Raw genomic sequence first — 12,753 nt, 5'->3', positions numbered from 1 at the left:
TTTCGAACGAGCCACGGGCAAGACAACGGGAGGCTCGGTCTCGGCCAATCTGGCCTCAAGCATCCTGCAATCCTGCCCCATGACCTGTCCATTGGGGCCCCGGCTATCCGGCTATCGGATGCGGGACGGCGGCACAGCCGCTGTCACTTTCGCATCTGGCCGGAGCCGTCGGGCACACATATAGACTGCATGCCCAAATGAGACCGGCGGACACCCCTTGATGTCCGCCGGCCAAATCAGCTTAGCGCCGCAGTCCGAGCTTCTCGATCAGCGTCTTGTAGCGGCCTTCGTCTTTCTTCTTCAGATAGTCCAAGAGGCGGCGACGCTGGGAAACGAGCTTCAGGAGACCACGACGGGAGTGGTTGTCCTTCTTGTGGTCCTTGAAGTGCTCGGTGAGGTTTTTGATCCGCTCGGTCAGAATAGCGACCTGGACTTCCGGCGAACCGGTATCGCCCTGGGCGGTGGCAAATTCTTTCAGCAAATCCTGTTTGCGCTCTGCAGTAACCGACATCGGCTTCCTTTCTCGAATTTGGGGAAAAGGGACGCCCTCAGCCGGGATGTCGTCCAGCCGGGGCCATGTAACAATGCGCAGTCAAAGCGCAATGATGGCTGGCATATATGCGAAATCGCATAGAATTACCAGCCCAAACATTATCCAGTGCGGCTCTCAGCCGGCTTCTTCCGCCTGCATGGCCTTTTTCTGAAAATCCGGAACAAGCCTGTCAACCGGAATCTTGAACACGCATTCGAGCCCGTCACGGTGAAAGACGCGGGAAATCTCTGCATCGAGCGTACCGCCGACCATACGTTCGATAATTTCGGTTCCGAATCCGCGTCTACGCACATTGCGTCTACGGCCCTTCGTCACAAACTCGCGCCAAGTCAGGATGAACATATCGTCCTTGATCTTCCATGAGATCTCGAGACTGCCGGCATCGCTTGAAAACGCGCCGTACTTGGACGCGTTGGTCGCGAGCTCATGCACGGCAAGGCCGATTGTCTGCGCGGGCTGATTGGCGAGCCGAAATTTGGGACCGCTCATCTTGAAACGCTCGGCGCTGTCCGGCCGGAAAGGATCGACCTGTGCCGCCAGCAATTCACGCAGTTCCACACCTGCGGCACCGCCGGCAATGAGCAGATCGGTCGAGCGCGCAAGACCATAAAGGCGTTTTTGAAACGCATCCTGAAATCCGGCAAAAGTGCGCGAACTGCGAGCGGTTTGCTTGGCCATGGACGAAACAACCGTAAGCTGGTTTTTCGAGCGATGCGCCACTTCGCGCATAAGAAGGCGGATTTCATTCTCCGCCTGCTCGCGGTCGAGAGCCGCTTCCGCCAAAGCCGTGGAAACGGTCGCAACTTCCGCAATTGGATATTCGATCGCGTGAACCGGCTCTCCGGCGCCCAGCCGGCGGGCATCGCGTGCAAGACGACGCACGGGACCTGCGATCTGTCGGCCAAGCAACCAGGCAGCGAAAGCGCCGATGGCGATCACAAGCAGCCCCCCGGCCAGCAGCATGCGCAATGAATGACGCATGGGTTCTTCGATAGACGCTGTCGAAGCCCAGACCACAGCCTTCCAGCCGCTGACACCAGATTCATCGACAATCGTGGTGTAGGTACCGCCTTCGCGCTCTTCTGCCGGCTCGGCCTCATGATAAATGCCGGTGCCCTCGAGATCCAGAAAGAAGGGCTTTCCGACATCCGATGTCATCAAGGACGACGCAACGACGATGTTGTTCTTATCAACCACAGAAGCGTTCCAGCCTCCGCGAAGCATCTGCTGAGACAGAACATCGACCAGTGAATCCGCATTGCGCGTCATTACGAGGAGCCGGGGCGGGCCGTTCTCCGGGAAATACGGCTTTACGACCTTGAAACTCCACTTCCCGTCCAGCTTGCCGAAGAAGACACCGGAGGTGAGGGTTACCCCTCCTTCCAGCGCCGCCTTGGCAGTTTCAGGCTCCTTGAGGGGTTCCAACGGTTCACCATAGGGGACGCCCGTATTGATCAGCAGCCTGTAGTTCTCATCAAGCACCCGCAGATAGGAGCCACTGCCGGCGAGGGCGAGTCTCGCTCGGTCGTAAAAATCCTTCATATCGCCGCTGGAAAGCGAAGGCGTTGTCGAAAGCACGCGCAGGGTTGTCGCCATACCGCTCAGTTCGCGGTCTATGGCCTCGGCGATGGAACCGGCCATGGCTTCAGCAAGCGTTGTTACAACCTCACGCTGCGCCTCGTTGTTTCGCTGAAGCAGAACAACTGAAACGCCAATCGCGGGGATAACCGTCACCGCAATCAGCAAAAACAGAAAAAAGCCAATGGATTTCGGGCCCGATGCGAAAGCCCTCATGCGCTCTGACCACGTTTCCGGAAGCGCATCATCTCTCGCTTGCATTCAGTACCCGTCCCGTTGATCATCTCGGTACATAATGCACAAAACGGCCAAGGGTTGCCTCGCCGATCGTAAGAAATCACTTGGCTAACTATTTTATGCGGCAAAAACCCGTTTGGGCTTGAACATCCCTGCCTCGACCACCCCGAGCGCCACCAGGCGGCCCCGCGCGCTGGCCCATGCCTCTGGAGCTTCCACAGGAGCATCACGGCCGCGCACGATCACGGGATTGCCCAGACGCAGACGGGCCGCGGCATCGTCGTTGACCGTCACTTCGGGCAAACCTTCGAGCGCAGTGGCAATGTCGAGAAGATATTCATCAAGCGCAGCAAAATCGCCCGCTTCACGGTCCCCCTCCCTTGCCGCATCTTCCAACGCAGAGAGTTCCACGAGCTGCGCGGGGAGAAAGGGATAAACTTCCATGCGTCGCAGCTCGGCGATATGACCAAAGCAACCCAGGTCTCGACCCAGATCACGGGCGATGCTGCGTACATAAGTGCCCTTGCCACACTCGATTTCAAACAGCGCTTCATCGGGCGTGGAAGAAACCAGATCGAGCCGCCCCACCTCGATTTCACGCGCGGCGATTTCGACCGTTTCGCCCTCGCGTGCAAGGTCATAGGCACGTTCGCCATCGATCTTGATGGCTGAAAACTGTGGAGGTGTCTGCATGATGATGCCGGTGTAGTTGGGCAGGAGAGCACGAATGGCTTCTTCTGTGGGACGCTCGTCTGAGCTTTTTGTCACCGGGCCTTCCAGGTCATCCGTCGCGCGCTCCTCACCCCATGCTACCTTGAAACGATAAACCTTCGCTCCATCCATCACGAACGGCACGGTTTTCGTCGCGTCTCCCAGCGCGATCGGCAACATCCCCGAGGCAAGCGGATCCAGCGTGCCTGCATGGCCCGCCTTTTCCGCATTGAACAACCATTTGATCTTTGAAACGGCGTTGGTCGACCCCATACCCGCCGGCTTGTCGAGGATCAGCCAGCCGTTGATACGGCGTCCCTTCCGTTTGCCGCGCCGCGCCATCAATCGTCACCCTCGTCTTTATTGTCGTCAGTGAGGTCGCGAGCCACTTCTGGCGACTTCAAAAGGCGATCGATCTTGTTGAAATTCTCGAAACTGTCGTCAACCCGAAAGCGCAATTCCGGCATGTACTTCATCTGACGCAAAGCGGGAGTGATACGCCCGCGGATAAACCGCGCATGGCGGTTGAGCGCCGCGGCGACCGCCTCCTTGTCGGCAGCACCGAGCGGCGACACATAGGCAGTGGCGATCTTCAGGTCCGGTGACATGCGCACTTCGGACACGGACACAACGGTGTTTGCGAGCGCATCGTCACTTACATCGCCGCGCTGGAGAGCCTGCGCGATTGCGTGACGCACCTGCTCGCCGACGCGAAGCTGGCGTTGAGAGGGGGCGGAAGACGGCATGGAGCACCTTCTTGCGGGAAAACCCTATTGTATCCGCATCGCGGATATCGGCAAATTATGGAAACTGGGGCGCCAGACGCCGGTATGCGGGATGAGGCAGGTGGTGCCCCATCCCGTGAAACCAGGACGTGCGTGCACTATAGCGTGCGCGTGACCATTTCGACGCGATAGGCCTCGATAACATCGCCGGGGCGAATGTCTTCATAGTTCTCGAACGCCATGCCGCATTCCTGACCGGCCGGCACTTCGGACACCTCGTCCTTGAAGCGCTTGAGCGTTTTCAGCTTGCCTTCGTGGATCACCACGCTGTCGCGGATAAGACGCACGCCGGCACCACGCTCGACCTTGCCCTCGGTGACCCGGCAGCCGGCGACCTTGCCGACCTTGGACACGTTGAAGACCTCGAGGATCTCGGCATTGCCGAGGAAGGTCTCGCGGCGCTCCGGCGACAGGAGACCCGACATGGCCGCTTTGATGTCATCCACGAGATCGTAGATGATGTTGTAGTAGCGGATCTCTATGCCGGCAGCTTCAGCCGCATCGCGCGCCTGCTTGTTGGCGCGGACGTTGAAGCCGATGATCGCGGCCTCGGAGGTCTCGGCGAGAGACACGTCGCTCTCGGTGATCGCGCCGGCGCCCGAATGGACGATGCGTGCGCGGACTTCGTCGGTGCCGAGCTTGTCGAGCGCACCGGCAATGGCCTCGATCGAGCCCTGCACGTCGCCCTTCACGATGAGCGGGAACTCCTTCAGGCCTGAATCCTGGAGCTGCGACATCATCTGCTCGAGCGAGCCGCGCTGACCGGCCTGGCGGGCAACGGACTTCTCGCGAGCAAGGCGCTGACGATACTCCGAGATCTCGCGGGCGCGAGCCTCGCTCTCGACAACGGCAATGCGATCACCCGCCAGCGGTGTGCCCTGAAGACCGAGGATCTCAACCGGCATGGAGGGCGGAGCCTCCTTCAGCTGGTCACCGCGATCGTTGACGAGCGCGCGTACACGGCCCCATTCATTGCCAGCCACGATAATGTCGCCAGTGCGAAGCGTGCCAGCCTGCACCAGAACCGTAGCAACCGAACCGCGGCCACGGTCAAGCTTGGCCTCGATGACAACGCCTTCCGCGGAGCGGTCCGGGTTGGCCTTGAGCTCCAGCACCTCGGCTTGCAGCAGGATCGCGTCCAGCAGCTTGTCGAGATTGGTTCCCTTGACGGCGGAGACCTCCACGTCGAGCACCTCACCGCCCATGGATTCAACGAACACTTCATGCTGAAGAAGTTCGGTGCGAACCTTGTTGGGATCGGCTTCCGGCTTGTCGACCTTGTTGATCGCCACAATGATCGGAACACCTGCCGCCTTGGCGTGATTGATGGACTCGATCGTCTGCGGCATCACGCTGTCGTCGGCAGCCACCACGAGAATGGCGATGTCGGTTGCCTCTGCACCGCGTGCACGCATCGCCGTAAATGCGGCGTGGCCGGGAGTATCGATGAAGGTGATCGTCTGGCCGCCCTGCTCGACCTGGTAAGCGCCGATATGCTGCGTGATACCTCCAGCTTCGCCAGACACCACATTCGCATGGCGAATGGCATCGAGCAGCGACGTCTTACCGTGGTCGACGTGGCCCATGATGGTCACGACGGGCGGACGCGGCTTCAGATCCTCTGCCTTGTCCTCAACATTGAAGAGGCCGTCTTCCACGTCGGATTCGGCAACGCGCTTCACGGTATGACCGAATTCCTCAGCCACCAGTTCGGCGGTGTCCGCATCAATCACATCACCGGGCTTCAGCATCTGGCCCTGCTTCATGAAGAATTTGATCACGTCCACAGCGCGCTCGGTCATGCGTTGAGCGAGTTCCTGAATGGTGATCGTTTCAGGAAGCACCACCTCACGAGAGATCTTCTCGCGCGGCTCCTGGTGCTGCGCGCGCTTGAACTTCTCCTGACGACGACGCATCGAAGAGAGTGAACGTCCGCGTGTCTCGCCATCGTCCGACAAAGCGCGATTGAGAGTCAGCTTGCCGCGGCGACGCTGATCGTCTCCACGGGGCTTGGCTGCCGGGCGTGGGGTCTCAGGTTTTGGTGCCGCGCGCTTGACCGGTGCGCCCTTGCTCTTCGAGCGGCCTTCATCGTCCGAGTCTTCCTCCGGCTCAGGCTTGGTTTCAACCGGTGTCGGCGCTCGACGACGCGCCTCTTCTTCTGCCTGACGGCGTGCTTCCGCCTCCGCTTTCAGACGCGCTTCTTCCTCGGCCTGGCGGCGTGCGGATTCTTCACGCTCGCGCTCGCGGCGTGCTTCTTCCTCAGCGCGGCGTTTTGCTTCCTCTTCAGCGCGCTTGCGCTCTTCCGCCTCGCGCACCTTGGAATCCTGCAAAGCGCGACGCCGTGCTTCGATCTCGTCCTTGGAAAGCTCGTTGAGCACCACACCAGAACGGTTTCCACCCGATGCCGGGCGCGGACGCTCGCGCTGACGCTGCGGCGCAGGCTGTGGTGCGGCAGGCTTCGGCTTTGCCGCTGCTGGAGCCGGCGCCGGCGCAGGTGTTGTCTCGGGGCGCTCATCCGGCCGCGAGAACTTGCGCTTCTTCGTCTCGACAACGACAGACTTCGAGCGTCCATGCGAGAAGTTCTGCCGCACAGTGCCCTGCTCAACGGAGGGTCGCTTCAGCGTCAGCGTCTTCTTCTTCTCGACGCTCAGCGTCTTGTCGTCACCGGTTTTCGTATCCGTCATTCCACATCCTCTGCGGTGCCCATTGCAACCGCTGCCGGTTTGTCCGCGCATTCGCCTCGAAAAGTCTCGAGCGCACTAACGCGTTTCAGCGCCGCCTTGCCCGCGTCCCGCCCGAACACGGCAGCATGTATCACATTTGTTGCCCCCAATGCCAAACTCATTTCTTCTTCGGAAAAGAGTTTGTATGCCGGGATAGCTGGTCCGCCCAAATGGGCCACTGCATGACGAGCGGCCGTGATCTTGCGAACCCCGTCCTGTGAGGCTTCGCGAGCGTGCAGCACACCATAGGCCTTGCCGCTGCGCACCGATGCCTCGACCTTCGCTGCACCCAATGCCACGGCTCCGGCCTTCCGCGCAAGCCCAAGAGCACCCAGAGCGGCTTTTGAAAGCAAAACATCGACCAGTTCGCCCAGATTGTCTGGTGGCGTAACCGATGTTTTCAGAGCTCGGGCGAAGAGGTTCTTCTCCGCCGCCTTATCGACATGAGCCCGATCAGCCGTGACCCAGCAACCGCGCCCGGGGAGTTTCCGCTTCAGATCGGGTACGACCATGCCGTCCGGTCCCGCGACGAACCGGATCAGGTCCTCCGCGGGCCGCGCCTTGCGCGAGACAATGCATGTGCGATCGTTCATATCGTCCACAACAACTCCAGAGCATCCAGCTGCCGCGCGCCATCACGCGGCTCCACACAGATGCGGCGAAACAAGAATTGGCGAGCGCACCAGTGACGTCACGCGGACGACCGCCAAGCGCTCGACAACGCCCATATCAGGCTTCCGCGCCTTCTGCTGCTTCAGGGGCCTGTGCACCCTCGGAAACATCCGCGCTTTCCTCACCCTCGGCAGCCTCTTCGGCTTCAGCTTCGGCAGCGAGGTCCTCTTCAGTGATCCAGCCCATCTTGAGACGCGCGGCCACAACCATCTGCTCGGCTTCCGCGCGCGAAACGTCAAATTTGGAAAGAACACCCGGTTCGAACGTCGTCTCGCCATCCTTCCGTTCTTTCCAACCGACGAGATCGTCCACCGCATAACCGGCGAAATCCTCGATGGTCTTCACGCCATCCTCGCCGACAGCCACCATCATGGCGGTCGTCATGCCGGGGATTTCGCGCAATTCATCCTCGACGCCCAGTTCCTGACGCTTTGCGTCGAGCTCGCCCTCGATGCGTTCGAGGTATTCGCGCGCGCGTGTCTGGATTTCTTCGGCGGTCTCCTCATCGAAGCCGTCGATCGATGCGATCTCGCCAGAGTCCACATAGGCGACTTCCTCGACACTGGTGAAACCTTCGGAAGCCAGCACCTGACCCACCATCTCATCGACGTTGAGGGCCTCCATGAAGAGAGAAGAGCGCTCGGTGAATTCCTTCTGGCGGCGGCTCGATTCTTCTTCCTCGGTCAGGATATCGATGTCCCAGCCTGTAAGCTGCGAGGCAAGACGCACGTTCTGGCCACGGCGGCCAATGGCCAGCGAAAGCTGGTCGTCCGGCACCACGACCTCGATACGTTCAGCATCCTCATCCAGCACAACCTTGGCCACTTCGGCGGGCTGTAGCGCGTTGACGATGAAGGAGGCCGCATTCTCGTTCCAAGGAATGATGTCGATCTTCTCGCCCTGCAGCTCACCAACAACCGCCTGAACGCGGCTACCACGCATGCCGACACAGGCGCCAACCGGATCAATTGAAGAATCGTGGCTGATGACCGCGATCTTCGCGCGGGAGCCCGGATCGCGAGCCACCGAACGGATCTCGATGATGCCGTCATAAATCTCCGGCACTTCCATGGTGAAGAGCTTCGCCATGAACTGCGGATGCGTGCGCGACAGGAAAATCTGCGGGCCGCGCTGCTCGCGCCGCACATCGTAGACATAGGCGCGGACGCGGTCGCCATACTTGAAGATTTCGCGGGGTATCAGTTCGTCGCGGCGAATGATCGCCTCGCCGCGCCCCAGATCGACAATGACATTGCCGTATTCGACGCGCTTGACCGTGCCGTTGACGATCTCGCCGATGCGGTCCTTGTACTCGTCATACTGACGGTCGCGCTCGGCCTCGCGCACTTTCTGCACAATGACCTGCTTGGCGGACTGGGCGGCTATGCGACCGAAATCCATCGGCGGAAGCTGCTCGGCAAGGAAGTCGCCGGGCTGAGCATCCGGGTTGCGCGTGCGCGCATCCTTGACAGAAATTTCGCGTGCCGGCTCCTCGACGTTCTCCACAACCTCCATCAGGCGCTGAAGCTTCATCTCACCCGTCTGGGGGTTGATGTCGGCGCGGATGTTGGTCTCCTGACCATAACGCGACCGCGCTGCCTTCTGAATGGCGTCGGCCATGGCGGCGATGACGATTTGCTTGTCGATGGACTTCTCGCGGGCCACCGCGTCGGCGATCTGGAGAAGCTCCAGCCTGTTCGCACTGACTGCCATGTCACTCTCCTTCGGCGTGGGATCCGGGTTCTTCGTTCCCGGCCGGCTCAGTTGCGTTTTGTTTTGCGGACCGCTGTGCGGCCCTTTCCGATGCAGAAGGGCGGCGATTGCGCTTGCGTTCGCGGCGCTCTTCCTTCTCCTGCTTCAAGGCGTCGCGCACAAGCTCGTCCGTCAGGACCAGCCGCGCCTCGGCAATTGCCTCGAAGGGAATTCCGAAGAGGACATCTTCATCCCCTTCTTCCTCGGCCGTTTCCGGCTCAATTGTCACAGTCTCTTCGTCGCTTTCGACCACGAAGCCGCGAAAGCGCTTGCGCCCGTCCAGCAGCACCGAGGTCTCGATCTTCACCAAGTGCCCCTGGGCGGCCGCAAAATCTGCCTTGCGCACCAGCGGACGGTCGATACCGGGCGAGGAAATCTCGAGTTGATAGGCAGAGTCGATCGGATCTTCTACATCAAGAACGGGTGACAGCGCGCGGCTGACTTCCTCGCAGTCCTCGACAGTCATGGTGCCATCGAGCCGTTCAGCCATGATCTGCAGCGTGGCCCCGTCCTGTGCCGTCATGCGGACGCGCACAAGCCGATAGCCGATTGCCCCAAGAACAGGAATGATGATCGCGGCGACACGCGCCTCGATTCCGCTCTCGCGGATCAGGCGATCATCGCCGTTCCTGTCTTCTGAAACTGCCGTCATCCAACCTCCGGACGGCCGCATCTAACAAAAAAGAGCGGGACCGGCGGGACCCACTCTCCGTCATAGCGACCAAGAATTTGAGCTGGATATAGCCGAGATGGCAATTCTTTTCAAGAGCAGAGCTCATGACGAGAGCTGAAGAGGAACCATTCGCCCGCGACATGATGCAGCGCACAAATGCATAGCAGCCTTGCCGGAACATAGCTTCTTTCCAACCCCGTAGCGCGCTAGATTGTGTTGCAACGCACAATGAGAGGTAACCCCATGTCTACCCGCAAGTTCATCTCAGGAATTGGTGAGTTTTTCGGCGTGATCGAAAGCGCGGTGGCTGTTTCTGCTGCAGTGCGAAATCGCCGTCGCGCAAAAGATGCCGATCTGCGCCGGCTTGGTATCGACCCGGAGCGGTTTTACGGGATGAGCGGCCGATAGGCCCGTCTCAGACCCGCAAAAATGTCAGATAGGCGGGAGTCCGCCCTTCGCGGATAGCTTTCGCCTCATACCGCGTACCAGGCCAGCCTTCATAAGCCAGGCGCCAGTCGTCTGCAGATTCTGCCTGCCAGAAAAACGCGGGATGCGCCTCGCAATGCTGCAGTGTCCAGTCGACATAAGTGTCGATGTCGGACGCGAAGCGAAAGCGCGCACCCGGTTTCAACACCCGGGCAAACCGATCCAAATTTATGCGGTTCACGAAGCGCCGTTTCCAGTGCTTTTTCTTGGGCCAGGGATCGGGGTAAAGCAGATCTATTCCGGCGATGGATGCCTCGGGAAGCCAATCCAGCAGCATCGTCGCATCATCGTTGTAAACCCTTAGATTCGCTGGAACACCGCCCTGCTCTTCCACCGCGGCGGCCAGCTTGGCCATGCCATTGACAAAGGGCTCTACCCCGATAAAGCCGGTGGCAGGAAAACGGGAAAGCTCGTTGAGCAGATGCTCGCCCCCGCCAAAGCCGATCTCAAGCCTGACCTGCTCGACCGGGGCGCGAAACAAGGCCGCGGGCTCCGGTGAGGGAGCGTCGAGCTTTATCAGAGCGTTTTCAAGAAGTGCGGTAAGCGCCGCGTCCTGTTTTGGACGCAGGCGCTTGCCATGCCGACGGCCGAAGAAGGCTTCGGTAGCCCGTTTGCGCCGTTCTTCAGCCATTCGGTTTTTCCGGTGCTGGTAAAAGCCGCTTCACGCGGCTTTTGCGACTGCCTGTTTGAGGGTCTTCACCAGGTCGGTGCGCTCCCAGGAGAAAGAACCATCGCGGCTGGCTTTCCGGCCGAAGTGACCGTAGGCAGCTGTCTTGGCGTAGATCGGGCGATTGAGATCCAGGTGGCGACGAATGCCGGTGGGTGACAAATCCATCACCTCACGAATGGCAATCTCGACCTCCTCTTCGGACACCCGGCCGGTGCCGTGCAGATCCACATAGACCGAAAGCGGCTGCGCTACGCCGATAGCGTAGGACAGCTGGATCGTACAACGCTCAGCAAGATTGGCCGCAACCACGTTCTTCGCGAGATAGCGAGCGGCATAGGCTGCCGAACGATCCACCTTGGTTGTATCCTTTCCGGAGAAGGCGCCGCCGCCATGCGGGGCTGCGCCGCCATAGGTGTCGACGATGATTTTGCGGCCCGTCAGACCCGCGTCTCCATCGGGACCGCCGATAACGAATTTTCCAGTCGGATTGATGTACCAGTTGCAGTTTTCTGCGACCTTGATTCCACCCGAAGACAGCGCTTCATGGATGTAGGGCTCGACCACCTGACGCACCTTGGTGCTGTTCCAGGACGCATCGAGATGTTGGGTGGACAGCACGATCTCCGTTACCTCGGACGGTTCACCGTCGACATAGCGTACAGTAACCTGAGCCTTGGCATCGGGGCCAAGCTTTGCCGCGTCACCCTTACCGGATTTGCGCGCATCAGCGAGAAGCTGAAGAATCTTGTGCGAGTAATAAATGGGCGCCGGCATGAGGTCGGGCGTTTCACGGCATGCATACCCAAACATGATGCCCTGGTCGCCTGCACCTTCTTCACCCTGCCGATCGGCTGCGTTGTCGACACCCTGGCCGATGTCCGGCGACTGGCCATGCAGAAGCACGTCAATCTTTGCCGTCTTCCAGTGAAAGCCGTCCTGTTCGTAGCCGATGGCGCGGATGGCCCGGCGCGCAGCCGAGCGAAAACGCGACGGATTGATAAGCGGATTGCCTTGCGAGTCCTTTGCGATCTCGCCGGTCTTCTTATCTCGCTTGAGGAGCGTTTCGGGAACGCGCACCTCACCGGCGATCACGACACGGTTGGTCGTGGCCAGAGTTTCGCAGGCGACACGGACCTTCCACGGGTCCATGCCAGATTTCTTGGCTTCCCGGTAGACCAGATCGACGATCTCGTCGGAGATGCGATCACAGACCTTATCGGGATGGCCTTCGGAAACGGATTCACTTGTAAAGAGATAGTTCTTGCGCGCCACGGGTATCCCCTCTGAGAAGAAGCCGATCAATCTGTCGGCAACAGGCGCCTCCCTGTTAGCCAAGCTCACTGTGTCAGGTCAAGCACAACGGTTGCGGCACAAAGCAAAACAGGGAACGGATTTACCCGTTCCCTGTGCATCAGCGACGCCCTTGGAGAGCGTTCATCGTTGAATAGGCAAACCTTCAATCCTGGTTTTCGACAGCCAGAACCTTAACCAGATCGATGATACGGCGGCGTACCTTCGGATCAGAAATTTTTGCAAACGCCCTGTTCAACTGAACGCCTTCGCTGCTGTTGAGAAAGTCGACGACAAAATCGGCACCGTCCTCCGCCATGCCTCTTCCGGCCTCGCTTTCCTCGCCTGGCGCCCCTTCGAAAAAGAACGACACGGGAGCACTGAGAACCGATGCGATTGCTTGCAGCCGGCTCGCGCCGACGCGATTCGTACCCTTCTCGTATTTCTGTATTTGCTGGAAAGTTATACCCAGGCTTTCGCCAAGTTTTTCCTGGCTCATGCCAAGCATGTTTCTTCTTAGTCTGATCCGACCTCCAACATGAATGTCGATCGGATTCGGTTTTTTCTTGTTCTTGTTCATATATTCCCTCGCCATCCGGCACGGGGTTGCCATTGACCGATCT

The 12,753-nt window shown here is 59.7% G+C and carries 12 protein-coding genes; 1 reads left to right on the top strand and 11 read right to left on the bottom strand.

Translation table 11 applies throughout. The annotated features are described in order from the left end of the window. Positions 1-241: 241 nt before the first annotated feature. From rpsO to rimP, 8 genes are all read right to left on the bottom strand, one after another. Positions 242-511 carry a 30S ribosomal protein S15 gene (gene rpsO, locus AC2CHD_RS08210; protein ID WP_007010185.1) on the bottom strand — a complete coding sequence of 90 codons (270 nt, stop codon included), beginning with the start codon at positions 509-511 and terminating at the stop codon, positions 242-244. Between the two features lie 156 nt (positions 512-667). Then, positions 668-2,347 carry a sensor histidine kinase gene (locus tag AC2CHD_RS08205; protein ID WP_484553314.1) on the bottom strand — a complete coding sequence of 560 codons (1,680 nt, stop codon included), beginning with the start codon at positions 2,345-2,347 and terminating at the stop codon, positions 668-670. Positions 2,348-2,485: 138 nt separating this feature from the next. Further along, on the bottom strand, positions 2,486-3,421 hold the full coding sequence (truB, locus tag AC2CHD_RS08200) for a tRNA pseudouridine(55) synthase TruB (protein ID WP_484553313.1): 936 nt from the start codon (positions 3,419-3,421) through the stop codon (positions 2,486-2,488). Further along, positions 3,421-3,825: a 30S ribosome-binding factor RbfA gene (gene rbfA / locus AC2CHD_RS08195; RefSeq protein WP_229450161.1), complete on the bottom strand. Its 405-nt coding sequence runs from the start codon at positions 3,823-3,825 to the stop codon at positions 3,421-3,423. Before rbfA ends, truB begins: the two co-directional genes overlap by 1 nt. Positions 3,826-3,962: 137 nt before the next feature. Continuing rightward, entirely contained in the window at positions 3,963-6,548 is a 2,586-nt protein-coding gene (gene infB, locus AC2CHD_RS08190) for a translation initiation factor IF-2 (protein WP_229450160.1), read from the bottom strand. Further along, positions 6,545-7,180, bottom strand: coding sequence for an RNA-binding protein (locus tag AC2CHD_RS08185; RefSeq protein WP_229450159.1), 636 nt, complete (start codon positions 7,178-7,180; stop codon positions 6,545-6,547). The genes infB and AC2CHD_RS08185 overlap by 4 nt, the downstream gene beginning before the upstream one ends. A gap of 136 nt (positions 7,181-7,316) precedes the next feature. Continuing rightward, on the bottom strand, positions 7,317-8,972 hold the full coding sequence (gene nusA, locus AC2CHD_RS08180) for a transcription termination factor NusA (RefSeq protein WP_229450158.1): 1,656 nt from the start codon (positions 8,970-8,972) through the stop codon (positions 7,317-7,319). Between the two features lies 1 nt (position 8,973). Beyond that, on the bottom strand, positions 8,974-9,663 hold the full coding sequence (rimP, locus tag AC2CHD_RS08175) for a ribosome maturation factor RimP (protein ID WP_484553312.1): 690 nt from the start codon (positions 9,661-9,663) through the stop codon (positions 8,974-8,976). A 264-nt stretch (positions 9,664-9,927) separates the two neighbouring features. Between rimP and AC2CHD_RS08170 the strand changes: the two genes are divergently transcribed. Further along, positions 9,928-10,092 carry a hypothetical protein gene (locus AC2CHD_RS08170; protein WP_229450156.1) on the top strand — a complete coding sequence of 55 codons (165 nt, stop codon included), beginning with the start codon at positions 9,928-9,930 and terminating at the stop codon, positions 10,090-10,092. Positions 10,093-10,099: 7 nt separating this feature from the next. Here AC2CHD_RS08170 and trmB read toward each other — a convergent pair whose 3' ends face one another. The 3 genes from trmB to AC2CHD_RS08155 all read right to left on the bottom strand — a co-directional run bounded on the left by trmB (position 10,100) and on the right by AC2CHD_RS08155 (position 12,710). Beyond that, positions 10,100-10,801 (bottom strand): tRNA (guanine(46)-N(7))-methyltransferase TrmB, encoded by a 702-nt coding sequence (gene trmB, locus AC2CHD_RS08165; protein WP_484553311.1) that lies wholly within the window; start codon positions 10,799-10,801, stop codon positions 10,100-10,102. A gap of 30 nt (positions 10,802-10,831) precedes the next feature. Next, positions 10,832-12,112 carry a methionine adenosyltransferase gene (gene metK, locus AC2CHD_RS08160; protein WP_229450154.1) on the bottom strand — a complete coding sequence of 427 codons (1,281 nt, stop codon included), beginning with the start codon at positions 12,110-12,112 and terminating at the stop codon, positions 10,832-10,834. Between the two features lie 184 nt (positions 12,113-12,296). Continuing rightward, entirely contained in the window at positions 12,297-12,710 is a 414-nt protein-coding gene (locus tag AC2CHD_RS08155; RefSeq protein ID WP_229450153.1) for a helix-turn-helix domain-containing protein, read from the bottom strand. Between the last annotated feature and the right edge of the window lie 43 nt (positions 12,711-12,753).

It is taken from the genome of Nitratireductor sp. ATLC21, from assembly GCF_057196525.1.
The sequence above is the reverse complement of the archived record's forward strand: the minus strand, read 5'-3'. Positions and strand labels throughout refer to the sequence as shown.